This is a genomic window from Leptospira noumeaensis (assembly GCF_004770765.1).
In the GTDB taxonomy this organism is placed as follows: Bacteria; Spirochaetota; Leptospiria; order Leptospirales; family Leptospiraceae; genus Leptospira_A; species Leptospira_A noumeaensis.
This window is the reverse complement of record NZ_RQFK01000026.1, coordinates 1,366,300-1,392,666: the sequence shown is the minus strand read 5'-3', so window position 1 is coordinate 1,392,666 and position 26,367 is coordinate 1,366,300. Positions and strand designations below refer to the sequence as shown.

At 38.6% G+C, this 26,367-nt stretch carries 23 protein-coding genes; 11 read left to right on the top strand and 12 right to left on the bottom strand.

Annotated elements, in window-relative coordinates:
* Positions 1-25: 25 nt before the first annotated feature.
* Positions 26-868 carry an SH3 domain-containing protein gene (locus EHQ24_RS14755; RefSeq protein WP_135602321.1) on the top strand — a complete coding sequence of 281 codons (843 nt, stop codon included), beginning with the start codon at positions 26-28 and terminating at the stop codon, positions 866-868.
* Positions 869-872: 4 nt separating this feature from the next.
* Positions 873-2,126 (top strand): phospholipase C/P1 nuclease family protein, encoded by a 1,254-nt coding sequence (locus EHQ24_RS14750; protein WP_135602320.1) that lies wholly within the window; start codon positions 873-875, stop codon positions 2,124-2,126.
* Here EHQ24_RS14750 and EHQ24_RS14745 read toward each other — a convergent pair.
* From EHQ24_RS14745 to EHQ24_RS14735, 3 genes are all read right to left on the bottom strand, one after another.
* A complete protein-coding gene (locus tag EHQ24_RS14745; RefSeq protein ID WP_135602319.1) occupies positions 2,123-2,503 on the bottom strand; it encodes a DUF2237 family protein in 381 nt (126 codons plus the stop codon). The two genes, EHQ24_RS14750 and EHQ24_RS14745, sit on opposite strands and share 4 nt — an antisense overlap.
* A gap of 155 nt (positions 2,504-2,658) precedes the next feature.
* On the bottom strand, positions 2,659-3,864 hold the full coding sequence (locus EHQ24_RS14740; protein WP_135602318.1) for a M23 family metallopeptidase: 1,206 nt from the start codon (positions 3,862-3,864) through the stop codon (positions 2,659-2,661).
* On the bottom strand, positions 3,861-5,066 hold the full coding sequence (locus EHQ24_RS14735; RefSeq protein ID WP_135602317.1) for a M23 family metallopeptidase: 1,206 nt from the start codon (positions 5,064-5,066) through the stop codon (positions 3,861-3,863). The genes EHQ24_RS14740 and EHQ24_RS14735 overlap by 4 nt, the downstream gene beginning before the upstream one ends.
* 102 nt (positions 5,067-5,168) lie before the next feature.
* On the opposite strand from EHQ24_RS14735, the gene EHQ24_RS14730 reads away from it, so the two are divergent.
* Complete coding sequence (locus tag EHQ24_RS14730) at positions 5,169-5,906, top strand: glutathione S-transferase N-terminal domain-containing protein (protein WP_135602316.1); 738 nt, start codon at positions 5,169-5,171, stop codon at positions 5,904-5,906.
* Here EHQ24_RS14730 and cutA read toward each other — a convergent pair.
* Positions 5,876-6,199 carry a divalent-cation tolerance protein CutA gene (gene cutA, locus EHQ24_RS14725; protein ID WP_135602315.1) on the bottom strand — a complete coding sequence of 108 codons (324 nt, stop codon included), beginning with the start codon at positions 6,197-6,199 and terminating at the stop codon, positions 5,876-5,878. The two genes, EHQ24_RS14730 and cutA, sit on opposite strands and share 31 nt — an antisense overlap.
* Positions 6,200-6,249: 50 nt before the next feature.
* On the opposite strand from cutA, the gene EHQ24_RS14720 reads away from it, so the two are divergent.
* Positions 6,250-7,038, top strand: coding sequence for an NADase-type glycan-binding domain-containing protein (locus tag EHQ24_RS14720; RefSeq protein WP_135602489.1), 789 nt, complete (start codon positions 6,250-6,252; stop codon positions 7,036-7,038).
* A gap of 22 nt (positions 7,039-7,060) precedes the next feature.
* On the opposite strand, the gene EHQ24_RS14715 is transcribed toward EHQ24_RS14720, so the two are convergent.
* Positions 7,061-8,104, bottom strand: a complete 1,044-nt coding sequence (locus EHQ24_RS14715) for a hypothetical protein (RefSeq protein WP_135602488.1) — start codon at positions 8,102-8,104, stop codon at positions 7,061-7,063.
* Positions 8,105-8,212: 108 nt separating this feature from the next.
* On the bottom strand, positions 8,213-9,307 hold the full coding sequence (locus EHQ24_RS14710; RefSeq protein ID WP_135602314.1) for a DegT/DnrJ/EryC1/StrS family aminotransferase: 1,095 nt from the start codon (positions 9,305-9,307) through the stop codon (positions 8,213-8,215).
* Between the two features lie 133 nt (positions 9,308-9,440).
* On the opposite strand from EHQ24_RS14710, the gene EHQ24_RS14705 reads away from it, so the two are divergent.
* The 3 genes from EHQ24_RS14705 to EHQ24_RS14695 are packed head-to-tail and all read left to right on the top strand — an operon-like array spanning position 9,441 to position 15,343.
* Positions 9,441-10,715: a valine--pyruvate transaminase gene (locus EHQ24_RS14705; protein ID WP_135602313.1), complete on the top strand. Its 1,275-nt coding sequence runs from the start codon at positions 9,441-9,443 to the stop codon at positions 10,713-10,715.
* Positions 10,712-13,030 carry a hypothetical protein gene (locus tag EHQ24_RS14700; protein ID WP_135602312.1) on the top strand — a complete coding sequence of 773 codons (2,319 nt, stop codon included), beginning with the start codon at positions 10,712-10,714 and terminating at the stop codon, positions 13,028-13,030. The genes EHQ24_RS14705 and EHQ24_RS14700 overlap by 4 nt, the downstream gene beginning before the upstream one ends.
* Positions 13,031-13,078: 48 nt before the next feature.
* Positions 13,079-15,343, top strand: coding sequence for an arginine/lysine/ornithine decarboxylase (locus EHQ24_RS14695; RefSeq protein ID WP_100743348.1), 2,265 nt, complete (start codon positions 13,079-13,081; stop codon positions 15,341-15,343).
* 47 nt (positions 15,344-15,390) lie between these two features.
* On the opposite strand, the gene EHQ24_RS14690 is transcribed toward EHQ24_RS14695, so the two are convergent.
* Positions 15,391-16,032 carry a hypothetical protein gene (locus EHQ24_RS14690; protein ID WP_135602311.1) on the bottom strand — a complete coding sequence of 214 codons (642 nt, stop codon included), beginning with the start codon at positions 16,030-16,032 and terminating at the stop codon, positions 15,391-15,393.
* On the opposite strand from EHQ24_RS14690, the gene EHQ24_RS14685 reads away from it, so the two are divergent.
* Entirely contained in the window at positions 16,031-17,065 is a 1,035-nt protein-coding gene (locus EHQ24_RS14685) for a calcium/sodium antiporter (RefSeq protein ID WP_135602310.1), read from the top strand. The genes EHQ24_RS14690 and EHQ24_RS14685 overlap by 2 nt on opposite strands.
* On the opposite strand, the gene dprA is transcribed toward EHQ24_RS14685, so the two are convergent.
* Positions 17,055-17,981, bottom strand: coding sequence for a DNA-processing protein DprA (gene dprA / locus EHQ24_RS14680; RefSeq protein WP_135602309.1), 927 nt, complete (start codon positions 17,979-17,981; stop codon positions 17,055-17,057). The genes EHQ24_RS14685 and dprA overlap by 11 nt on opposite strands.
* A gap of 11 nt (positions 17,982-17,992) precedes the next feature.
* The gene (locus tag EHQ24_RS14675) at positions 17,993-18,910 is read right to left on the bottom strand and encodes a tetratricopeptide repeat protein (protein WP_135602308.1); all 918 of its coding nucleotides are present in this window, start codon (positions 18,908-18,910) and stop codon (positions 17,993-17,995) included.
* Between the two features lie 50 nt (positions 18,911-18,960).
* Here EHQ24_RS14675 and EHQ24_RS14670 point away from each other — a divergent pair, with 50 nt between their 5' ends.
* Genes EHQ24_RS14670 through EHQ24_RS14660 form a run of 3 tightly spaced genes read left to right on the top strand, consistent with a single transcriptional unit; the run spans position 18,961 to position 21,492 of the window.
* Entirely contained in the window at positions 18,961-19,389 is a 429-nt protein-coding gene (locus EHQ24_RS14670; protein ID WP_135602307.1) for a GNAT family N-acetyltransferase, read from the top strand.
* The gene (locus tag EHQ24_RS14665; RefSeq protein ID WP_135602306.1) at positions 19,386-20,159 is read left to right on the top strand and encodes an SDR family NAD(P)-dependent oxidoreductase; all 774 of its coding nucleotides are present in this window, start codon (positions 19,386-19,388) and stop codon (positions 20,157-20,159) included. The genes EHQ24_RS14670 and EHQ24_RS14665 overlap by 4 nt, the downstream gene beginning before the upstream one ends.
* Before the next feature lies 1 nt (position 20,160).
* Entirely contained in the window at positions 20,161-21,492 is a 1,332-nt protein-coding gene (locus tag EHQ24_RS14660; RefSeq protein WP_135602305.1) for a DUF445 family protein, read from the top strand.
* A gap of 28 nt (positions 21,493-21,520) precedes the next feature.
* Here EHQ24_RS14660 and EHQ24_RS14655 read toward each other — a convergent pair whose 3' ends face one another.
* The 3 genes from EHQ24_RS14655 to EHQ24_RS14645 all read right to left on the bottom strand — a co-directional run bounded on the left by EHQ24_RS14655 (position 21,521) and on the right by EHQ24_RS14645 (position 26,358).
* Positions 21,521-23,347, bottom strand: a complete 1,827-nt coding sequence (locus EHQ24_RS14655; protein WP_244310437.1) for an Lnb N-terminal periplasmic domain-containing protein — start codon at positions 23,345-23,347, stop codon at positions 21,521-21,523.
* A gap of 335 nt (positions 23,348-23,682) precedes the next feature.
* Positions 23,683-24,342, bottom strand: a complete 660-nt coding sequence (locus EHQ24_RS14650; RefSeq protein ID WP_135602304.1) for a hypothetical protein — start codon at positions 24,340-24,342, stop codon at positions 23,683-23,685.
* A 96-nt stretch (positions 24,343-24,438) separates the two neighbouring features.
* Positions 24,439-26,358 (bottom strand): serine hydrolase domain-containing protein, encoded by a 1,920-nt coding sequence (locus EHQ24_RS14645; protein WP_135602303.1) that lies wholly within the window; start codon positions 26,356-26,358, stop codon positions 24,439-24,441.
* Between the last annotated feature and the right edge of the window lie 9 nt (positions 26,359-26,367).

Sequence of the window (26,367 nt, the reverse complement as noted above, 5' to 3'; positions counted from 1 at the left end):
GACTTAGTTCCTTATTTTTTACACTATGTCGGGTTACAAGTCCTTACTCTACATTCTAGTTTTCTTATATGTTTTTCCTATCTTCCCACAAAATCATTGGGATAATTACATCCATGAAAAAACCATTGGCTCCACCTATCAAATATTTGGTGACAATGTCAACCTAAGAGAAGCCGACAACCTCAAATCAAAAGTGAAAAAGAAACTTTCAATTGGATCAGCTATTACCGTCCTCGCAAAAACGAACCATATCATGGAACAAGATTCAGTCAAAGAATATTGGTACGAGGTAAAATCCGAAAAAGAAACAGGATATATTTGGGGAGGACTCATTGCCGATTATTCCTTTCCAATCGAAGATCATACTATCCTATGCAGAAACTTGGGTGTTAAACTTCGTAAAATCGAATTAAAACTCATCCAAGGTGACAAACTTCTCTCCCAATCCAAATGGGAAGTAGGCCCTGTTAGCAACGAAAGTTGGAAACATCAAATTTATCCATCCACAGAGTTCACACCCAGCCCCAAATTTTTATTTGGATTAACTTACTTGGTTTTTTCCGAAATCGAATATGGATACACAAACGAACAATTGATTACTATCTCACCAGACAAAAAACTAATTTCACAATTCTCCTGGAACCCTGGATCTTGCGACCCACCTTCCTGCGCCGAATCTTGGTTAGTTTTTCCAAATGAAACACTAAATGCGGATATTAAAACACAAAGAAAAACTACAAAAGGAAAAAAGAATACCATCCAAGAGTTAACTCATAGTTTCGACATTGAAGACTCTAACTTCCACGAATACTACAAATCAGAATACATTTGGAACGGAACTACCTTCCAAAAAAAGGAATCTCAATAATTTTATGAAACAATTTATCTTTAGTCTCGCCATTTTAACTTTTACAATGCCAATTTTCTCTTGGAACAACCATGCAGGAATCACCTATTTAATTTTAAAAGATCATTGGAAAAACCAACCCACTCCTAAAGTAAAAGTAGAATCTTTAAAGTCTTTTTTATCCAAAGAAAAGTCATCCATCCAAGAAACTCTTTCTATATCAGAGGAATGGGCACTAAAAAGGTTACCACACCTAACTCCTACAAACGAAAGTTTGAAATTTTCAAAAACAACAAAAGATGCGGATCTTGTTCTCAGTTTTTACAAAGCCCTTCGAGTGAACCCAGACCATAAAGCTGCACTTTATATCCAAGCAGTTCCAAAACGAGCAGGATCTAAACTTCCCTTAGATAGTCTCACAACCCTGAAAGATAAAGGTAAACTAGTGAATGAAATCTTTTTATCTCTACAAGAAGGCCAAATGATTGGAGCCGATGAGATATTAATTTCTGCAACAGATGAACCAGATTACGACTTAGATTTGTATTTATTTGAAGACAATGAACATGAAGTTGGAAAAATCTATGGATTCGGAAGCCAACCATTTGGAAATCCTGCCATTGAGTTTTCTTCCCAAGCACCATTCCATATGGGCTTCTATTACGAACCCGGAATCATTTTTGCTCTCGCCGGATTTCTAAAACAAACTTATCCCGAATATCGAATCCACCAATTTACCGAATTATCCAAATTAGCATTTCGCACAGGCCATCCTTATTGGGGGTATCGATTTGCGGGTTGGGCTCTGCATTACATCCAAGACCTAACACAACCATACCACTCTTCTGTATTACCAAGAGTCAGTGCTGCAAAACAAATTGGCGTACAACTTGTATCTATAGTTGGTTACCAGTCACCAAAAAATAATATGATTAATTTTATTTCAGGAAGGCATACGTTAATCGAAGAATATCAATACTATTTAATTCGTAATTTGATCGAAACAAAAAACTGGAATCATCCTGTGGCAAACTCAATCACTGAGTTTTCAGAACAAAGTTTTGTAAAGTGGCAAGGAATTGATCTTCTAAGAGGGAATGTATGTAAAGAAGCTTATGACGCCGGTGATCCAATGGATGAACAATTGGAGAATTTAGACATTCCAAAATATGAAACTCTATACGAACCAAATCACCCTATCCATACAATTTTAGGAACATTACTTCACAATACATCCAAACACACAAGAGCCTATTTGGATGCTTTAAAAGCAAACTAACCGATTTCTTCCACCGCAAATCGTTCCAATAACTCCAAAGGAATGATTTCTAACGCGCGTTTGTGGGTAGATTCCAAAAAAACTTTGGGAGCTACCCCATTACGATAAGCTTCCAACCACCTCGATGCACAAAGGCACCAACGTTCTCCAGGTTTGACTCCTGGAAATGCATATTGAGGCCAAGGGGTGATGAGATCATTCCCACTTTGTTTTTGGGACTCTAAAAATTCTTCTGTTGCAAGAACACATACTGTATGGGATCCAAGATCCTCGTCTGATGTATTACAACAACCATCCCGAAAAAAACCTGTGAGCGGATTTGTGGAGCAGGGAACCAGAGGCCCGCCAAATACATTTAAAGATTCATCCATGTCCATAAGAATCTCAAAACTAGGAGAAGAATCAAATCTGGGAAGACGAATCTGGATTCAAAAGAGAAAAAAGATGGGGGTTTGCACCCCCAATAGAACGACCAAAAGGTCTTGGAAAGCCTATAGCCAATTTACTAAACATATATTTACTTGTCAAACGATTACGGTCGCACATCAAAAAAAAGAATCTTTTTTTCCTCTCCATTGATCTGGACTCGCACCTTCCAACGCCCCGTAAATTTTGGATTACTAGTGATCGAAACATATCTAGCTTCAATAGCCAAATTTTTATTCGCGACCCAGTCCAACTTCATCGCCTCAAAAGCCTTTCCTTCAATGGAAATATCCAATTCAATCCGGTGGGTTCCTGGCCGAACAAATTCTAAGGACACCAAAAAATTATCACCTAACCGAAAAGAGGTTTCTCCGCATTGTACCCGTTCTTTTTTTGAATTTAATTTACAAATTTGAATGTCTTCTTCTAAAATATCTGCTTTGATCGGATCAATCCCTGATCTTGGATGCCAATACATAAAAAGTTCTTTCAAAGTATCTCGTTCAGAATATTGAGTTTTAAATACTGTTGGAATGGTTGTCACTTCTAATTGTCGGTTTGGTTTATGAACTTCAAAATGAAGATGTGGCCCTTGCGTATAACCAGTATTACCTGAGTATCCAATCAATTGACCAGCTTCTATCATATCACCGACTTTGACAACAACTCCATTTTTCATTAGATGGGCGTAATTGCCCAAAGTACCATCTTCATGTTGTATGATGATAAAATTTGCCTTCGAGAGAAGGTCTTTACGAAACCCACCTTCAGTATACTTGGATTCTGTTGCCATCACATATCCTTTTCTAGCTGCATGCACAGGAGTTCCAACAGGAATTCCAAAATCAATCGCATTCGCAAAACTACCGAAATGAGTGACAGAGCCGTTATACCCTTGCACAACTTTTGCTCGAATGCCACGGGCAAAAGGCAATAAGTAACTTACAGAATCATCATGAACACTATCCCAATCTCCAGGCCTTACCCGAAATGCAAAGGAATGGAAGGCATCTTTCGTTCTATCCTCTAAAAAAAACTTTGTAATATAAACTGGTTCTGGGCCTTTAACGACAACAAAGTAAGGAAAACTAATATCAGTTTTAAAATTTACAAAAGTTGCATTCAACAATACAGAATTGGTAACTTTAGGATTAGGATTGTGGTTACGAATCGAAAGTTGAATTCCATCTTCATCTTTTGTTTGAATCAAACAAACCCATTCTTGGTTACACTCTTCTATAACATTTGATTCTGCATAAATACCAACGGAAAAACAAAAACTAAATAGAACTATTACTAAGGATCGAATCACTTTACGCTCGTTAATTGAAATGACATTTCTTTTTGAACTACACCATCAATGGAGATTGTTGCCGTCCAATCTCCTTCCAGAGGTTCAGAAGATTCCTCAAATTGAACATCCAAATAGGTGTCCCACCATTCCGGGTTTGTCTCCCAATTATACAATTTTATAATAGAGGTGCCATTTTTACGAACGGAAATTTGTATCTTATGCCTAGATGGTTTTAAAAGAGGAATATAAAAATACATAGGAGCCGTTTTTGCGAACGAAGTAACATTACATCCCAGTCTTTCTAAGTTTTGAACCGATTCACAAATTTGGATTTCGTCCACATCCGAGTCTATTTTGACTAGAGGTTCGTTTGTATCCCTACGCCAATGGAGTTGCCCTTCCGCAATCATTTCAGAATCTGAGGATTCTGTTCGAAACAAAGTGGGAATGGTTTTTTTCCGGAGACTAGGTGTTGGTTTGTAAACTTCAAAATGTAAGTGGGGGCCATCACTAAATCCAGTGCTCCCCGTATAACCCAAGGGAGTTCCTGCACTTACCCTCTGCCCGCGTTTGACAAGAACACCCATATAACGAAGATGTGCATATTGGCCGATGGTTCCATCATCATGTAAAATTTTTACGTAATTGGCTGAGTGAATGTATTTGATTTCGAATCCACCCTCACTATTTTTTTCTTCGGTATCAACAACTATCCCCTCTCTAGCAGCAGTGATTAACTCACCCTCCTTTAATCCAAAATCAATCGAATAACGGTTGTCACCTTGGTGACTTTTTGAACCTTTATAACCCTGGTATACACGAACTTTTAATCCCCTCTCGAAGGGTAATTCATAAATAACTTTAGGATCATGTGTTACCGAAAAATTCCCAAGAATCCATCTGTATTTAATTTGATAGACCCAACGTTTGTTAGTTTTTTTAACATTCAATCGAAAGAGTTTTTTCCGTTTTGGCCCTTTTAATACAGTCACCAAAGGAAGTTTTACCGAACTTTTCATATTTTTAAAGCTGGCATTCACGGATAAAGTAGTGTCAGTTTCTGCTATGGCAATTTTGTTTTGAAAATATACATCTACCCCCGTTTTATCCTGAACATAAACAACACAAAGTCTGTCCATAGAACAGAATTCGGAATGTTCTTTGGCAAATAAGAATCCGATCGGACAAAACAAAAAAAGAATAAAAATGCCAAATCTCATAAAACAGGAATCATATTAAGGAAAGGAGAAGTAGGTGACAATCTATTTTCCTTCCTAAAAAACTTGATTGCCTAATGATTTCTGATCCATAAACTTCGACACATGACTTCAATCTTATATACTTTCCCCATCTCACATTTTTCCGAAAAAGCTAGATGGGGATTGGAACTTGCCAACTATCCTTTTGAACTAAGACCTTTGGTTCCTGGAGAACACATCCAAACTCTAAAACCAATTGTGAACGAATTATATGTGCCAGTTTTAGAAACGGATTCCGGTGTCATCCAAGGTTCTGGAAATATTTTAGATGTCATTGAAGAAAAAGCGTTCGGCCATAAAGCAAACCCAGAAGAAAAACAAATGGAAGAGAAAGTAGACACCCAAATTGGAAAAAGTTTACAAACGATTCTTTATCATCATATCCTTGAATACCCTGAAATTGTTGGTAAACTTTTTTTATTAGAGCCGGCAAAACTTTCTGATACGGTAAATGCACCTGAACATTTTGATTTGATTGCTCTTTCTTTAAAAAGACGATACAAAATCACTCCTAAAAATTTAGAAATCGTCAAACAAGCACTAGATGAATGTGCAAAAGAATTGATTTCCATATATAAGAAACAAAAGTTTTTTAATGGGACTTCATTTGGACGAGTGGACTTAACCATGGCAAGTCTCATGGGAATGTTAGCTGAACCAACGGAATCGCCCGCATGTCCTTGGTTTACATCGATACAAATGCCTGAGTCTTTTCTCACTTGGCGAAAGGAATTAGGGTTTGATTTGTTATTTGATAAAATTAGAGAATTCTATAAGGAATTTCGAATCCAATCCAAATAATCAGGATTCCCAGAGACTATGGGCCAAACAACAATGCAGGGAGTATCATAAGAATGTAATTCTTTGATCCTCTGCGTTAATGTTTCTATTTTATCTTTTCTTGTTTTAAATAAACTTACAATTTCAGAAGACTCTTCCACTTCCCCTTTCCAAATGTAAACAGAATCCATTCCTTTGATGGTATTGGCACAAGCGGCGAGCCTTTCGATGACAACTTGTTTGGTTATTTTTTTTGCTTCTTCTTCCGTGGAAAAAGTAACGTAGACTGTGCAGAATTCCCATGACTCATTCATAAATTTTATTTCCTACTTGATCAAAATTTTATATGCTTTTGATTTTGTGTATGTCTTTTCCAAATCCCAAAACATACTTATTAATAATCGCCATCTGTCTGCCCCTTTTTGCAGAACCACTCAATCCTCCGAGTGTCACCTCCTCGAGCCAACTCCAACCAGAATCTAAAAAATATACTCCTGTATTGGCAATGGATGGAAAACTCAAAACCAGTTGGGTCGAAGGGGCAAATGGGGAAGGAATCGGAGAAACCTTACAAATCAAATACAAAACACCAATTAGTTTCCGTTCCCTATCCATCTATAACGGGTTTGGTGATCCTAAACTTTGGGCTGCCAACAACAGAATCAAAAAATTAAAAATTTCAACTGAGGATGGCAACGAAGAAGTAGTCACTTTGAAAGATAGTTTGTCTCTCCAAAGGATCGAGTTCAAATCCGAACTTCGTGCCAAAGAAATTTCTCTCACCATTCAAGAAGTTTATAAAGGAACCAATACAGAAAACACTGCCATTGCAGAACTTGTTTTCAATTCAGAACAAGCAGGTTCGGCGCTCATCCCTCCTAAAAATACTTGGGCCATAGGAAAGTGGAAAACAAAGTCCAATATAGCAAGAATCCAACTACATAATGATGGAACTTGTGAAATGGGTTACGAAACCGCAAAAATGTTGTGCACCTGGACAGAAAAAGGGGACAAAGTCATTGTTAGTTTAGAAGCAACCCTTCCCCTCACCAACACAGATATTTTAGAAATCAAACGCAGAGGAAATCCATCGGATCCAATCCTGGAGATCAATGGAAAACATGAGTTTTTTTCCAATAGCGATGGAGTTTAATTTAAGACGATTATAACTAAAATCAATCCATCCAGGATAACCAAATGGATTCCACCACGGAAGGTTCTTTTTCTTCCGTGGTTTCAAAATATAAAACAGTATTTTGGTAAGGTTTTCCGGACAAGTCTCTAACGGGCGTTAAGAGGATCAAATGGATACTTAATTCTATTTCTAATCGTCCAATGGTAGACCACTCATCGAGAGAACCTTGTTTGGGATAAGGCAAAATTAAAATCCCACTCACCACTGCCCCGTTTGGGTTTCTTTTTTTTCTCACTTCCCAGAGAATTCGCCCAATCGAATAACGAAAGTTAAATTCTGATACAGGTTGGATTTGAACCTTTCCCTCTTCTCTGAATAAAAATCCATCGATGGCGCAAGGCCCGGAATACTCTTTTGGAAGGAGTCCCTTGGTATCACGCACAAGATCCATTACTGGAGGTAAATAGTGAGCCGAATAGGATTGCTCTGTCCCACCAATCCGAATCCCTCGAAACACTCCTTCTTTATCAATAAGCATTGTTGTAGAAGTTAAATAAAAGAATTCTCCGTCACGAACATCCCAGAGTGTTGAAAAATCAAAAAACCTTTCCTCTCCCACCCACGATTCTGCAAGGATAGGAAACCCAAAAAGTTTTTTATTTACCTGAGCCATCTTCCAAGAATCAGAAGCCGATTTAAAGATAATATGATTTCGACCAGCAAGCCCAAATTCACTTTTAAGAACCAAGGGAAGTTTTGCTTCTTCCAGTTCAGCGAACAAGTGTTCCTCGGAAGTGATGATTTTAGCCGCTAAAGGTGAATGGTGTTTTCGAAAATCCAGTTGAGTGATTTTTGAATTGAGATAACGCGAAGTTTCGATTCGAATCGGATCTTCTAAAAGCCTACCGTCATACCATTCATTTCTGCATCCCCATTCTACAAGAGAAACTTCACCAAGTAAGTCCCCTTCTTGGATGGGTGTGCCTGGCGTGAGGCCAGAGTTTTTCCAATGAATATAAAGTTCGTCACTTGGTAGTTCTTCGACTAGGACAAAGTCTTCGGATTTTGTGATGGGAAAAAACATCTTCTCCAAACATCGATTCCTCCGTTTGAGGGAGGAATCTAAATTCAGAGGTGTTGGATACAATCTATACTCAAATAATGAGTCTAGAGAATAAAGTGAAGGAACCAATCAATAGATTCGTCGGATGGCGGTGGCGATCCGTTGTACATTATCTTTAGTTAGGTTAGGATAAATAGGAATACAATGTCCTCTTTGGAAGAGTCGCTCAGCGTTTGGAAACTCCAAATGATTTTCTTCCAAAACACGGTGCAAAGGTTCTTCTACCGTTTTTTGTGTTCCAATATGGATGGATTTAAAATATCTTTGAATCTCTTCGTAGTTTTGGCCAGAAACAACAATAGGAAATCTTTGGAAGGTATCTTCTGTTGGATTTTGAAAGTAAGTTTCTAATCTAGAATTTTGTACTGCTTGTAAATACGCAGACGCGATTTTTTTCTTACGTTCTAAGATGACACCCAGTTTAGAAAGTTGTTCAATCCCAAGTGCAGCTTGGTAATCCACCAAATTGTAATCAAATTTTGGTTCACCAAAGTTACGTTTGGCGGATGATCCCGACTTATAAGATTTTACTGCATTGGAAAGCGAAACTTCAGAAGTGATGATCATGGCACCATTTCCAGTGGTAATGATGTTCTCAGCACTGAGTCCACAAATGGCAATTTTGGATTGTTTGCCTACCGTGATCGTTTCTGAAGTAGCACCGATGGCTTCTGTGAAGTCTTCTACCACTTCCAAACCTTCGATGGAATAATCAGTAATGCGAATGAGTGATCCAAAACTATGATCAAAAAGGGCAAAACGAGCACCGGATTCATTTTTTTTGCGAAGGAATTCTTCCGGGCATGGATGAAAGGAATTTCGTTTCAAATCCACAAGCACAGGTTTTGCTTGCAAAAGAAAAATGGCATCCAATGCCGAAATTGGTGCATAACTAGAAAGTAAAACAGAATCTCCCGCTTTTACACCTAACGCAAGCAATGCTAGGTGGTATGCCGATGTGAGTGAATTAGAAGAAATGGCATGTTTGATTTTAAAGGTGTGGCAGAAAGTTTTTTCAAATCTTTCTACGATTTCACCGTTTGAAAGGTGTTCGTCCACAAGGCATTCTAAAACACCTTTCAGGTCTTCCCTCGAAAGGGTAGGTTTAAAAAATTCGATATCTTTTTCTTTTCGAACTGGTCTTTGTATTGTTTCGGTGCTCATCCAACAGCACTCCTCTATATTATGTCACTTAAATAGCCGATTTCCGTATTATGTCACTTCATTTTTCGAAATGAGAACATAATTTTAGGATTTCATTGGAAAAAAGGTTCTGGCAGGAGGAAGTCTCAGAAATATGACCCCCATGATGGATTCTCCCTCTTCCCTTTGGGCCAACCGCCTCCGCCAAAACCAAGGAATCCGTTCCCTGATGGAAGATTTGGGACAAGTGACTGGCCACCCAGACGAAATTCTCCTAGGCGGAGGAAATCCGGCCCACATCCCAGAAGCGGAGGCAATTTTTGCCGATTGTTTTCAGGAACTGGCGAGTGATCCAAAACTCGGTGCCCTTCTTGGCGATTACCAAGCTCCCATTGGGAATGATCGTTTTCGTTCCCTCGCGGCAGAGTATCTATCACCGCACTTAGGTGCCAAACTCACCAAAGACAATATTGCTTTTTTTAACGGCAGTCAAAATGCGTATTCCTATTTACTCAACATCCATTCTGGAAAAATGAAGGATGGGAGTTTTAAAAAAATTCTTTTGCCGATTGTTCCAGAATACATCGGTTATGCGGACCAGTCCATCGAAGCTGATGCATTTTATGCAACCGAACCAGAAGTCATACCAACAGGAAAACATAGGTTTCGGTATGGGTTAAACAAAACAAAATTTGATCTATCTGAAATTGGTTGTGTAGCCGTGTCTCGTCCCACAAATCCCACAGGAAATATTTTATCAAATGCTGATATCGAATGGATGGAAGAAAAAACCAAAAAACAAAACCTTCCCCTTCTCATTGATTTAGCCTATGGAAATCCGTTTCCTAATTTGATTGGATCAGAAGAGCCAGTCCAATACAAGGAGGGAAGGACTCTATCTCTTAGTTTCTCCAAAATTGGACTCCCAGGGGTTCGTTTGGGAATGATTATTTCGAATCCTGATACGATGGAAACCTTATCCTCTTATGCGGCTGTAGGGAATCTCGCTGTGGGAAATTTAGGTGTTTATATGATGGAAATCCTCTTTCGTAAGGACATTCTCACGAACCTTGCAAAAAACATCTTACGTCCGTTTTATGACAAAAAAAGAGAACTTGCCATTTCTATTTTTGAATCAGAATTTCAGAAACAGGGAGTCGAATATGAAATCCATGAACCAATGGGTGGATTTTTTCTTTGGATTCGTTTTCCCAAGTTATCAGTAACCAATCATAAACTGTATCACCTTTGCAAAGATAAACGGCTCTTTATTGTCTCTGGACATTATTTCTTTCCGGGATTAAACTCAGATTTTTCACACACTCAAGATTGCATACGTTTGACATATTGTCGTCCAGAAGAAGAATTAGCCAGGGGAGCCCATATCCTTGCGGAAATAGCAGCTTCTCACCAGGCGAAATCCAAATGAGCGAAGACAGCATTGATCTATCAGACACAGCTTTAGAAAACCCATCGTCCAAAGACGAAAGTTCTAATGATAGACCCTCGGCTCAGTCTTATATTTTTTTGTCTGATTCGGTAGGAAGCCTCACACCCACAGCACGTTGCATTTTAGATGAACTGAAAGACTGGCACAAACGTGTCGAAAAACACGGCAGTAAAGAAAAACATGCTTCTTACCTAATGACCGTAGATAAACTTCCCGAAGCACTCGGCAAGTATACAAACCTCGGAGCCCAAGGCCGTTCCGAAAATTCCATCTACCATGCACTGCGTCAAATTTTAGACATCGACCATCGTGGCCAAAATAGAGCTGCCTATGCTTATCCTTACCTCATTCGTACGGGCAGTAAAATCTCTTCCAAAATTGCACTCGTTGCCCCACAAAACGAAAATAAAACGGACACCCAACCTTATAGACAGGCTTGTTTTCGTTTTTCACAAGAACTCATCAAAGTGTTACTCGAAAACCGAGGTAAAAAAGGAAGGAACTGGGATGATGAAAATCCAGGAAGCCTTCTTTTACAAAAGAACAAAGAAGGAAACACATGGCTTTATCCTAAACTTGGTTCTCTCGAAGCAGAAATTTCTTCTTTGGTAAGAAAGGGATTTGGAAATTTACCTTATATCCCTATGCCAGACTTTCTCCAAGACTTCACTGTCTTTGCAAGAGAACAAAATTTAGCAATTCCCATTTTAGCTGATTACCATATTGTCATAGACGAACTAAACATTCTACCGGATGGAAGTTTCAAACGATTGCCAGAAGTGGTGAACCAAATCCTTGCACAGATGAATGGCTTGGAACATTTCACAAAAGACCAACTCACCAAACTTGCAAAAGACGCTAAATACGAATCTTTTCTTGCCACCTTTAGTGATTATATCTCAAAACCAAAATTTCCTTCTTTAGAATCTAAAATGAATCCAGAAGAAGAAGTGAAAAAGTTTTTATCGATCATCGAAAATTTTCCTTATCCTACAGAAAAAGGAAACAAATCACTTTCCGTGAAAGAAACCATCGATCTCAGTGTCAAAATTTTAAAACGACTTTCGGAAGAAAAAGGATCGGTTCTGACTCGTAAAGATGATAACATTTATGGAACCGTAAAAAATGCTGTTATCTCCCGAATCCCAGAACATACAAAAAACCATAACACATTACTCCGAATTGATTTTGAAGAAGAAGTAGCAAAAGCAGGAATCACTTCTGAAGAAAAAACTAACGAATACATCAAACGCTTGAAAGATGATGTGTTTTCTGATCATTCTTATTATGAAGAAAAACTTCCCGATGGAAAATCGGTTTATTATGTGGTGGATCATGGTTATATGGCCGCGGTCATCCACAAACTAGCGTTTGAAGGTAGAACCAATCCTGAATACAAAAAACAATTGGGTTACGCAAAAATCATCAACCATAAACTTTCCAATCCCAAACACCCGGAACTCAATAACAAACTAAAACCCGAGTTGATTGCAAAACTCAATGCCGATGTCAAAAACATGGAAGTGGAAGAATTGGAAAAAGAACGTTCCAATGAAATCCGCTCAAGGTTTAATGTCGTTCCAGGAATATTAACTTTTGTGGTAAGCACTCTCATTTTTATCACAGGAGCATATTACCTTCGTTCGGCGATGCCAATCTTTTTTGGTGTCCCCTTTTCTGTTGTTCTTGGGTTTATGGCAGCCATCTACTTCCGAGAAAAATCCACAGAGGAAATCCGAGAAGATATCAAAAATTCAGGAAAATTTTCTGGAGTGGGAGATTGGGGAAAACCAACTTACAATTCTAGTTCCACTTCTTCTTACGAAGACGAAGCAGAAACAAACAAAAAAGAAGAAAAACTTTCTCATATCTACAAAGCCGCAGATAACTTCGTATTTCCCAAACGATTCAACAAAATCACTGACAAAGTTTTGGATCCTAAGTCCTTACGTTCCAGGATCTACGAAAACTTGGACAATATCAAACGGAACAATATGACTCTCGGTAAAGAAAAGGATGACGACAAAGTGGCATCTACTGTGGAATACGCAGTTTTGCAGTCGGTTTCCACAATTCTCATTCCCGATGATGTTGCCATTAAGGATCTTCCAAATACCATTCTCATCAATCGTAACGACATGAAGTCTGCACTCTTTCGTGGGCAACTTGCCGACCACTACAGAGAAGAGATGAACAAAAAGAAATTCGATAAAAAACTAGTTAAATACTACACCTACCTCATCAACACAGTTGAGATGGAGTATTATAAATACCTTCCGAAAAAACGGGTCTAAAAACTAAAATCATTTGATTCCCTAGGGGTCACTCTTCCTATGGAGTTGATGTATCAAAACGGTATCGTACAATTTCCTATCATCATCATCGATGAAGATTTTCGTTCCGAAAATGCCAGTGGTCTTGGCATTCGAGCTATTGCAAAGGCCTTAGAAGGCGAAGGGATTGAAGTTCTGGGTGTGACCAGTTACGGAGATTTGACGAGTTTTGTGCAACAACAGAGTCGGGCTTGTGGATTCATTCTTTCCATTGATGATGAAGAGTTCACTCCTGAAACAGAAGGTGAAGTTCCTGATGCTCTCCGCCAACTCAAAGACTTTGTGACTCAAGTACGTCATAGAAACGCCGACATACCGCTGTTTCTTTATGGGGAAACAAGAACCAGTCGTCATATTCCTAATAGTATTTTAAAAGAACTCCATGGTTTCATTCATATGTTTGAAGACACGCCAGAGTTTATGGCTCGTGCCATTCATAGAGAAGTCAAATCTTACTTAGATAGTTTACCACCTCCTTTTTTTCGTGCCCTCACCCAATACGCACATGACGGAAGTTATAGTTGGCATTGCCCTGGTCACTCGGGTGGAGTTGCCTTTTTAAAAAGTCCCGTCGGCCAAATGTTCCACCAATTTTTTGGAGAGAACATGTTACGTGCTGACGTTTGTAATGCGGTGGATGAACTAGGACAACTTTTGGATCATACAGGCCCTATTTCTGCCAGTGAAAGAAATGCCGCACGGATTTTTCAATGTGATAGTTTGTATTTTGTAACGAACGGAACTTCTACATCCAACAAAATTGTTTGGCATAGTACGGTTGCCCCTGGCGACGTTGTGATTGTTGACCGCAACTGTCATAAAAGTATCCTTCATGCCATTACCATGACGGGAGCCATCCCTGTTTTTTTAATGCCCACAAGAAATCATTTTGGAATCATTGGACCCATTCCTAAATCCGAATTCAAATGGGAGAACATCCAGAAAAAAATTGCAGAACACCCGTTTGCCAAAGAGGTAAAAGGAAATCCAAGAATTCTTACCATCACTCAAAGTACTTATGATGGAATCCTTTACAATGTAGAAGACATCAAATCAGAGTTAGATGGAAAAATCTCGACTCTACACTTTGATGAAGCATGGCTTCCGCATGCATCCTTTCATAGATTTTATACGGGAATGCATGCCATTGGATCGGACAGGCCAAGACCAAAAGAAAGTATGATCTTTGCCACACAGTCTACTCACAAACTTCTGGCAGGTCTTTCCCAAGCAAGTCAGATCCTAGTGCAAAACAGTGAAAAAGAAACCTTAGATAGAAACCTTTTTAACGAAGCATTTTTAATGCATACAAGTACCAGTCCACAATACGCGATCATTGCTTCTTGTGACGTTGCCGCAGCTATGATGGAAGCTCCTGGTGGAAATGCACTCGTAGAAGAATCCATTGAAGAAGCCCTCGATTTCAGACGTGCCATGCGGAAAGTCGGCTTAGAACTAGAAGAAGATTGGTGGTTTAGTGTTTGGGGCCCTGAGGCTCTCATCGAAGAAGGTGCCGGAGAAAGAGACGAATGGATTCTGAAAGCCAATGACCGTTGGCATGGGTTTGGTGATATTGCAGAGGGATTCAATATGCTCGATCCCATCAAAGCAACGGTCATCACTCCTGGTATGAGTGTGGAAGGAGAATTTGCTGACTGGGGAATCCCTGCTCTCATTCTCACCAAGTACTTGGCAGAACATGGAATCATTGTAGAAAAAACTGGTCTTTATAGTTTCTTTATCATGTTTACCATCGGGATTACCAAAGGCCGATGGAATACTATGGTGACCGAATTACAACAGTTCAAAGATGATTATGATTCGAACCAACCTCTCTGGCGAGTGATGCCAAAGTTTACGACAACCTATCCTAAATACGATCGGATAGGATTACGTGACCTTTGCCAATCCATGCATGAAGTTTACCGAGCAAATAATATTTCTCACCTAACAACGGAGATGTATTTGAGTCCCATGATTCCTGCGATGAAACCTTCAGAAGCATTTTCCAAAATGGCACACCGTGACATTGAAAGGGTTCCAATTGATGAATTGGAAGGACGAATCACTTCTGTGTTACTAACACCTTATCCTCCAGGAATTCCACTTCTGATTCCAGGAGAAAAGTTCAACATGACCATCATTCGTTACTTACAATTTGCAAGGGAGTTTAACTCTAAGTTCCCAGGTTTTGAAACTGATATCCACGGCCTTGTGGAAGAAAAATCAGAATCCGGCATTGTGACTTACTATGTGGATTGTGTATCTGAATAAAAAATAAAATTCCAACTTCAGGCCAAACAAATTAGCCTGGAGTTGGTTTACTCCCATTCAATCATCTTCACTACATCTTTCAAACAATCTTCCCTAAATTCTTGGTTTGGTTTCAATGTAGGCAATCCAGAATACCACTTGCCATCAGGGTATTTCAAATCCACCCAAAAAGTAAAAAGAGTGGTTTCACCATTGTTATTTTTAATTTCAATGTTTAGAAGTTTTAAATCGGAAACACCTGTTTCTTTATAAAACACTTCTCCATTCCTAGTGCGGATTCGGATTTTTTTAGGAACCACTTCAAAGGTGATTCCTTTTTTTTCTTCTCGTTTTTGTTTCAGTTCCCAAGAGTCAATCCGCACCGAGTCCAGTTCGTTTACATTCAATTTCTTTTTATAAAGAATTCCATCTTTTGAATGTTCAAAAGCCATCGACTGACTGCCGCTAGACGACTCACCACGAACGGTTCGTCCGTCACAAAGAGTCAGGTTTAAAACTTTTGATTCGGAAGAATCTTTGTCTCCACGAGCATTTCTTGGTTCTTTGGACTCTTCCAAAGGGATGGAGGGAAGGTTTGGTTCCTTGGGCAATCGTGGTTCTCCAAGTACCGGAGAAAAAAATCCGAGGGTCCCTACCCAAAGAAAGAGTCGCAGTCGGATGAAGTTTTCCATATTCTGACCTTTATCCATGGATGCATTTCTTACTGCAACTTTTCAAACCCTTCCTTTGCCAGTTCTTTTACTCGTCATCATTGGCTCCATCCTTGTTTTAGGAAAAGCCGCTGACGTTCTAGTCGATGAGGCAGTTTCTCTCTCAACAAGATGGGGAGTTCCCAAAATGATCATTGGGGCCACCATCGTGAGTTTAGGCACAACCCTTCCCGAAGTTTCCGTATCTGTTCTTTCCGCTTTGGAAGGAAATCCAGGAATTGCACTTGGGAATGCCGTTGGTTCCATCATTTGCGATACAGGATTAATTTTAGGAATCGCTATCCTCATTTCCCCACCTGACATTGACAAACGACTAGTCAATCGCCAAGGTTGGATCCAAGTCCTCGCCGGATTTTTACTGGTGTTTGCGGCCCTACCTTGGACAAACCTAACATCCGTTTTTTCTACTGGTGGACGAATTGAGCAAGGAACCGGATTTGTATTTTTAATCCTACTTGCTGTTTATATTTATTTAAGCATTCGTTGGTCTCGATCCAAACCAGGGGAAGTCGAAGCAGGAATTGATGCCACAACCGAGTATGATGAATCTCCTTTTTGGATTGTTTTATTAAAACTAGTAGTTGCCATTACCTTGGTCATTTTATCTTCCAAGGTTCTCATCCCGTCTGTCCAAGAAACAGCCGTTCGCCTGTCCATTCCTGACTCCATCATTGGAGCCACACTGGTGGCATTTGGAACTTCCCTTCCAGAACTAGTAACTGCCATCCAAGCCTCACGTCGTGGGCATTCTGAACTTGCGGTGGGTAACATCATTGGCGCGGATATTTTGAATGTTCTATTTGTTTCCGGTGCCGCTGCTGCCGTTACGAGAAATGGACTTGAAGCTCCCGTTAGTTTTTTTACTTTCTACTTTCCTTCCATGCTCATCGTTCTTGTGTTATTTCGTTTAGGGATTGTTTTCTCTAAAGATAAAATCAAACGACCGTTTGGTGTATTTTTACTTTTTATTTATGTCCTAGCCACTGTCGCAGGATTTGTATTTAAAGGGTAAGGTCTAGATCCCATTTTCCATCTCTTCGAATTCCAGAAGGGATGGTTCGTTTGTTTTTCCATTCTTCATAACTCATCTCCTTACTTTCCAAAACCATTTTTTCTTTTGGGATTTTCATTTCAGAAAATAACCTTTGTGCACCTTGTCTTATGAGTAACCTTCCTCCTTCGTTATCAAATTGTTTGGGATGATCAAAAACAAAGATCTCACGGTTTTGTTCCATCGCACTATAGGCTGTAGAAATGGTTCCCGATTTCCTTCCTGATTCCATAATGTACACTTTGTCCGAAAGACCAGAGATAACACGATTGCGTTTGGGGAAAGTCCATTTGGCAGGTTCTGTTTTGAGTAAAATTTCGGTAATCAGAAGTTGGTTTGGGTCTTCTTTGATTCGTTTGTAAAGATCCCGATTTCCCGGTGGGTATTCCATTCCCAAAGTAGTTCCGAGAACTCCAATCACAGGAAGTCCAAATTCCAAAGCAGATAAAAATGCCTCCCGATCGATCCCAAGAGCCATACCCGAAACAACCGCCAAATCTTTGTTTACCGAAAGTAATTCTACGAGTTTCCTAGTAGCAGAAAGGGAAACTGGCGAAGACTTCCTTGTTCCAACAATGGCAACAAGAGTAGACTGCAACAATTGTACATTCCCCAAACAAACAAAAACGAATGGAGGATCGTAAATTTCCTTTAAATTTTTCGGATATTCAGGGTCATAAAAACTAACGAGTTTCCAATGAGAATCTTTTGATTTTTCCCATTGGATACATTCCGTGAGGCATTGGTTCCAAAAATCTTCTTCAAAATATTGAGGGAGGGTAACATAAAGTTCCGAAAAAGATTCGAAGTTCCGCCAAATTTTTGTTCTGCGAAGAAAAGAAGTAATCCGAGGATGGCCTAAAATCGATACAACCACAAATTAAGAGGTTAGTTTGATTTGTTTTGGGCCCCCAATTGGTTTAAGTTTTTAATGACATTGCGGTAAGAAGAATTTTCATCCAATGGTTCACGGATGGTTCCTTTTTCTTTCATCTCTTCTAATACAGATTTAATCCGCGAGTATTCATCATAAGCTAAATTCGATTTTCCCACTTGGTATAAAAAATTGGCCTTTGCAAACCGAGTGGGAACATTGTATGGCTCTTTGCGTAAAATTTGGTCGAGAAGGGAAAAGGCAGATTCTACTTCATCATAACCATTCGAAAGTTTTCCATTCCAAGCCTCATCCTTTAATGAGGAATCAAAATAAATGAGAGCCAATTGAAAAGGAAACCGAGAATCTTCTTTGTCTAGTTTGGAAAGTTGTTTAAAAAGTCCAATGGCCCGATTTCTTCTGATAGGTTCCCAACCCATATCTTTGGAAGCATTCGCATAAGCCACAGCCGTTTCATATAACAATTGTTTATCTAATTTTCCGGATTGGATGGCTTTTTCAAAAAATGGCAAGGCCGATTCATAAGAATGGATCTCGAATCCACCTTGTTTGGAATTGGGGAGCGTTTCTCCAATTGCCTCTTCATAATAATGGGCACCTAGGTCAGCCGAACCGGCGCGCATATAAGCCCTGGCAATTTTCCAAGAAAGGGCAGCCGATTGGTTGGACTTTTGGACCATTTTTCGAATCCGTTTGTCCATTTCTTCGATTTCCGCTTCTTCCAAAGCCAACTTTTCTTTCCAATTCACTATGTCTTTTTCGGAAGGTAGCTCCCCACCAATTCGTTTGCGGTATTTGGATTCGGTGAGTGATTTCAGATAGTCACAACCAGACAAGCTAAATCCAAGCAGGAGAAAAAGAATCGCCAGTGATAAGGAAACCAAAGAAAACCTGCTGTTTTTTGTGCCCATCAGTTCGATTTTAGTTTCTTTCTTTTGGATGAAAAGAAAAAAATGTGATTATGTCTCATAGTTTTCGAAGGCTGGGTGAATCCGATATTTCCCCACTCCTCCAATGGGAATCGTTATGTTTTCCTGGTGAGGAATGGACAGAAAAAATGATCCAAACTCACCTTGAATTCCATGTGGCTTTTGGTTTGGGAGATCCGGAAACTAAGAGTTATGCTCTTATTTGTGAAACTCCTTGGGAGATTGAAATCTTTAGGATAGCAACTCTTCCCAACTATCGAAAGTTAGGTTTGGCTAAAGAACTATTGTTGGCTCTATTTCTAGAATTTCCGAAAAAAGAATTCTTTTTGGAAGTGAAGGAATCAAATGTAGCCGCCATAAAACTTTATGAGTCTGTCGGTTTTATTGAATTAGAGAGACGTAAAAAATACTATCCGGACGGATCCACAGCTGTCCTAATGAAGAGGAATCCATCAGAATGAAAAATGCATATGTCACTGGCGCATCCCAAGGAATTGGAAAAGAATTTGTTCGTGCTCTTGCGAAAGACTATAATGTCTTTTTAATTTCCCGTACGGAATCCGATTTAAAAAAAGTAATTTTAGAATTAGAGCCAAAAGCTAGGGGGATTTTAAAATACTTCGCTTTGGATCTTACCAAAAAAAAAGATGTAGAAGAACTCGCTGAAATCATAACAAAAGACAAAGATGCAGAACTTCTAGTGAACAATGCGGGATTTGGAACTGTGGGTGAGTTTGCGGCATTACCTCTCGATAAAGAATTAGATGAAGTCAATCTAAATGTAAAAACATTAGTTCACTTAAGTCATGTAGCACTTAACCGATTCAAAAAAAACAAAAAGGGCTATTTGATTAATGTGGCATCTATCGCTGGTTATTTGCCAGCTCCAGGTAGTGCGATCTATGCAGCCACTAAAGCTTTTGTAAAATCATTTACCGAGTCCATCCATGAAGAAGCCAAACCACATGGAATTTATGTCCAAGCACTTTGTCCCGGACTCACGCATTCTGATTTTCACCAAAGAGCAGGAATTAACAAATCCAAATACCCATCGTTTATGTGGCAAGATGCAAGTGTTGTAGTGGAAGAATCTTTGGATGCCCTTCGTTACAATCAAGCAGTCTGTATCACTGGTTCCTTCAACCAAGGTGCCATCACAGTTTCTGAACTGATCCCCAGAGGTTTTCTACGCCGATTGAGTGGGAAATATTTAAAACTAGAAGAGGAATAGGATGGACGTTGCTAAATTAGACACCTGGTATCGTCGGCTCCTTGTCATTTTCTCCATCATAGGTGGAGGATTTCAACTTTACTACGAAGGGAATGTTTGGGTCAACGCTGTCTTTGTGATCCTTATGGCGGGAATGGTGGGATACTTTACCAATTTCCTTGCAATCAAAATGTTATTTCAACCTAAACATGGTAAGGTGCTCGGTTGGTCAGGGCTTGTTCCTAAAAACAAATCAAAAATTGCCAAATCACTTGGTGAAAGTATACAAAGTAACTTACTTCATCCCGATATTATTTTAACTTATATCTACGAACGCAACTTAGTAGAAACGGGAATCCAAAAAATAGTCAAAGAAATTGATGAAGCGATCCATAACGTAGAAATCAGAACGGTGCTTGTGACGAAGATCATTTCTATGTTAAAAGAAAGAGGGCCCGAAATTTTAGAAGTTATCTTCGACTTTTCAGAAGAAACCATGAAAAAAATGGCGGAACGTCCTGAGGAAGTTCAAAAACTTTGGGATTACACAAAAGAACGCCTAACATACTATTTAACGGAAGAAACCAACCGAGAAGAACTAGGAAAACAACTCCGAGTGGTGCTCCTAGAAGAAATGCCAAAACTTGCGAATTTACTCAATGAAGGTTTAGAAGATTATTTAAAAACAAGAAGTACACTTGGTAAAATTGGAATCGGTGTAAAAAAGATCTTTTCTTTTAACGAAGAAGCTATTCGTGAACTTTTAGAACGATTTGTGAAAGATCCAGAAACATCAGATCAGTTTATGAAAATGATGGATGAGATGATGGCTGGTCTCCAAGAACGATTGAATTCCAAAGAAACACAAGAATTCATTACAGGAAAAATTTCGAATTGGTTGGAAGCAAGTGGTGACTACGCCAGACAAAATCTTTTGCCATCGGGAATCGAAAGGTTACAAGCATATTTAGATGATCCAAACAACTGGCAAGAAATAGAAAAAAACTTTTTTCGTGCAGTAGATTGGGTAAAAAAACGCCTTCTCGAATTTATGAATAGTGAAGAAGGTAAAGTGTATCTAAAAACCAATATAGAAAAATTTGTTCACAATATCAATGTCACAGCACTTGTGGAAGAACGTGTGATGGCACTCGACACCGATGATTTAGAAAAAATGATTTTGGATAATACTGGCGGAAATCTCGTCGTAATACAATTCTTAGGTGGAATTTTAGGAATGATCGCAGGGCTCATCCAAGTCCATATCTATTTCTCGGTTCCTGTGGGAGCTCTTGTCCTGATTACCTACATTGCACATTACAGAAATCAAAAACGGATCCCCACCGAGGGATGATTTTTAAATATTTTACTCAGCCAAAAAATTAAAACAAATAATGATAAGATATCAGAGTTTCTTCATAAAATCTTTCGCCGTTAACTTCCACTCGAAGCTCATGCCGATTTGAAAATGCATACCGAACCTTAAAGGTGCCATAATATGTATTAAAGTTTTGACTGAGTTGGTAATTTTGAGCTGTTACGCCTGTAAAAACTTTCCAAGCACCCCATTCCTTTTGATACAACAAACTAAAATTGGCTCCGTACCGAACATCATTTTCAAACATCTTTCCGTTTTGTGCTTTAATTCCAACAAGAACACTCAAAACACCGAAACTCATCGGTGTTTTTCCAAATTCATTTGAAAAAGAATAGCCAAAACGAAAATCAAAATTACCAACTTGTTTGCGGAGAGTTTCATCGTTTTTTCGATAAACAGCCGTTTGTATTCCTGCGTCCACCATATATGTAAAATCTTGAGAGATAGAATTATATGGACTTATGGATGTCAATTTGATAATATTCACGGAAGTTAGTTCCGGCTTTTTATTTTCATAATCCCTTATTGTCGTATCAAAAAATGCTAACTCCGAATTAGGAGTGTGGCCTCTGCTCACATTCAACAAATCATGATAAACAATTCTATATCTAATTTCAGCAAAATTTCCTAAAGAAGATACACCGAAAGAAGTTGCCACTCGACTGAGCGGATGGGAATCCTCAGGCGGAGTCGATAAAGGAAATGTTTCCTTAACAGTATATTCATCATTTTGTTTGCTACGGAAAACGAGTAACTTGTCATAGTAGTCTTTATATTTTTTAGAGGCTTCATTGTTTATTGAATTACGATATCTAAACGTATCCAACACAGCATCAGTCACAAGAGAGATACGGAAATTATCTTCAGGACTAGGAAGGAAGGCATTTTCGAATCGAATCATATCAAAATAGGTTGTTCGTTCTTCTTCCGTCATTTCATTGATTTTATATTTAATTTTGGAATATAAGGAAGGACGATATTTTTTAGAAAGAACAAGTCCATCTTCTGCCATATATATTTTTATGGTATCACTAGGGGTAACCATCCAACCTAGTTTCTTACTCATATTTAGTTCTGGCATCGCAACTTCTAAAATTTCCATCAAATGGTAAGAACAGTTTTCGTTGATAAAATAATAATCAAAGTCTGCCCTTCCCATCTCCCAAAGGTGGCGCAAAAACCTTTCTTTTTCTTCAGGTTTCAGATTTAGTTTGTATTCCCAAATATCACGACTTTCCAAATCATTATATTCATTCACCTTCATATAATAAGGAAAAATAGAAAAGTTACCTGGATAACCTCCCATCAAACCTTTATAAACATAAGAAAAAACATCCATATCCCCTGGGTTAGCAGCATAATTGATTCCATAATCCAACAACTCTGCATTCTCATTTACTTTGTTATTCAATTTGATCAGTGTATGTCCAAACATTGAAGCAGGTGCTTGCATATAATAAGAGGCAAAAATAATCGATAAGGAATCAGGATTTAAAGATTTTTTCCAAACCTCAAACCTTTCACACCTAACTTCAGATAACCGATTAATATCAAAATGCAACTTCTCTTTTAACCAGTGGTATCTTTCTGGATAAGAACATTGTGGATGTAACAACCCATCAGGAATGCTATCTTCTGTAAAAAAACTATAAAGAGTTGCAATGAGTTCTTTTTCTGGATTGTATTTTCCTTCTTTAGAAAGGAAATAACGTTTGTTATCCACCTCGCTCTCCCAAAACCCCCATCTCGTTTTTTTAAATCTTAGTAACCGATACCAATGTGTTTCTTCTGCTAAATGTTTTTCTTTGGCTTCTGCAATTAACTCTTTCAAATATTGCTCTGCCCTAGAAGTTTTAGGAAGATTTTCCCCTTGTTTCCGAGAAGTTACAAAATCCAATTCAAGGAGATTCGAATTGCCCGAAGGTTCTGTGGCTCCAACCGTAGTGGTGAAAAAGAATAATAATGAGATAAGGAGGTAAAAAGGAAGAGAAAACACCAGAGTCACGAATATTGGAAAGTTCTGATTTTACACAAAAAACGCCAAACTGTAAAACAGTTTAGCGTCTCCCACTCACATTGACCAAAGGGAAATTCCTGCTCCTTTGATCAATTTTTTGAATTTTATGAATAGAATTCTATTCTTTCAAAATGAATGATATTTCAGAATTAATTAGACTCTACAGCTTTAAGAATTCTGTTCACAACAAGTTGAGAATATTGTGGAGTAAACTTTGAAATAAATTCAGGAGTTATATCATCATCGTAGGTAGTCATATAGAAACCACCCACGAATGCGATAATAGATGCTTCTAACCAACTAATTTCTGTCCAAGTTCTGTCGATTTCTGCTTGGCGGAAGTGGACTACTAAAGGAAGTGTGAAAGAGTCATTGAATTTCTTTTTTGTGAAAGAAATATTTCCTTTTGTTTCAATATCTGCTTTGTATCCGTAACCCCAGATTGCCGGAGCCCAGATTAAGAATCCTGGCCAGTTAATGAAAAAGTTGGACCATTTACCATCGTATTTTGTTGTTACAGAAAGATCGATTACCACGTCAACTTGGCTTGCGTGAAGGCTCGCTTTGTAAGGATAAACTACTCTTGATACGCTACTATTACGAGAAAGTGCTTCCGCAACGGATTCAATGTATTTTTTAGTAGCATAGTCATCCATTTGCGGAGAGGATAAACCGATTCTGAGTTGGTTTTGAAGTGGGAAACTAGAGCTAACATTTAACTCTTCTCCATTGGTGATTCTAAGCGAATGACTACAGTTTAAAATTAACAAACAGATGCTTGCTAATGCCAAAGACTTTTTAAAATTCATGTCTGACCTCATATGAAAATTTACCTAAAACTGAGGTAGAATTGTAAGGAATCAATCACTTTCAATTAGAAATTTAGAAAAAAAATCGTCTAACCTCTAATCTCCGATAAACTCAATTCCCGAATAGACCAAAACAGGTTTTTCTGCGAATTTTTTAATTTCCAATCTTTCTCCGAGGTTTCGACCGTATCCCAAAATCCGAAGGTTTGTAGCTGATTCCATCTGGCATGGTAAGGTGGTGGAGTAACTCAGCCCACCAAGCGAGTAGTTGATGGAAAACAAAAGAAAACCACGTTTGTCTTTTGCTAATTCCACTCGAGGGATTAGAGAATGGGGGTCTTTGGTCGAATAACGGGTAAAATAAGACTCCGCTGGCAGATTTTGGTTGGGTTGGAACCTGTGGGCAAATCCGAGACTTCCTTTTACCATATTAGTAGAGTATAAAGTAAAAATTTGCTCATGATCCCAAGTTTCAAATTCAATACGAAATGATTCCAAACTTTTATCTTTTATGGGAATCAAACCGAAAAACAACAGTAAATTAGTTCCAAAACGATTTTCTTTTTCCACCAAATCAAAATCAAATCCCATGATTTCTAGTTTGGGAGGATTTCCTTCCTTCAACTCATGGATTCCAAAAGGAGAAACATAAAGCCCAAAGTATCCATCCAATCGATTTTGATCTTTTCTTTTCGGAAGAGGAACTGGTTCCAAAGAATTTCCGGTTTTGTATTCAAACAAGATGTCCAAAATTTCTTTATTAGTTGGTTGGATTTCTGCAGTGGCAAATCCGGTTGTATTACCCGCGAGGAAACTAACAATTTCTGTTTCTGGATCATAAACCAAATCAGCAAAGTAAGGTGGGAGGGATCCGGAATGGCCCGAGATCCAAACTGTTTTCCCACCACTAATCTTTTCTTGAAGTAAAACCGGAAGCCCAAGTTTCATTTGAAAATTAGAACTTGGGCCTTTTTGGATGCGATGGAATTCCGCAAAACTTTCTTTTGAGAGTAAACCTTTTCCTTTTTTACTTTGAAACAAAGCTTTCATAAAAAAACCCATATCTTCCCCGGTGGAAGAAAGAGAACCCGCAGTTAAATCTCGAATTTTCTGAGGTTTTGTTTTTGTTTTCCAAAAAAAACCATGATAACCAGGAGCAAGATCTGATCCTTCATAAAACTCAAGTAAGGTGGAATGTTTCATTCCCGCTTTTTTAAAAATTTCCTTTTGGAAATATTCTTCAATTCCAAGACCTGACACTCGTTCGATCACAACTCCAAGAAGTCCAAATCCAAAATTAGAATAAGAATGGTTTTTGTGAGGTTCATTTCTTTCTATATGAATGAGATGTTTCGGAAGGGAACGAAAGGATTCCAGGATCTCTTTGTCATTTGCTTCAGGGGAAAGAAAAAAACCGGAGGCTAAGTCAGAGGGAAGTCCGGACTGGTGGGTGAGAATGTCCCGAAGGGTGATCTCAGGAAAATTTTTTCCCCTACTTTGTATCATTTTGATTTCGGGCAGATACTTAGAAACTTGGTCATCTAGTTTTAGTTTCCCCTTATCTTGTAATTGTAAAAGTGCAATCCCGGTAAATAGTTTAGTGATACTTCCGATTTTAAATCTTTGGATTTGAACACTTTCCTCTCCCCCTTGGTTTCCAGCATGAATCACTCCATCACCTAACATATACATATATGCCAAGGATTGGATTCCTGAATTTTGTAGTTTTTCTATTTTGGATAAAACCTCTGTCTCTGTAGTTACAAGGTTGTTGTGATAAACCTCCCTAGGTTTCTCTTGCAAAGAAGAACATTGGAAGAAAAATAAAATGTTAAAAAAAAGAAAAAAAGAAATTCGTTTGCGATTTGAAAATGGGGGGAGAGGAAAAAGTATAGGTAAAGGCCGGATGGGAAGAAGGTGGTCTTCTTTTTCCTTAATTTTGGTCTTAGGTTTACTTTTGATTTTAAGTGAGGACTTTCTAGTGGGTTTTGTTTTTTTGGGAGACCTAGACTTCATTCCTATAAA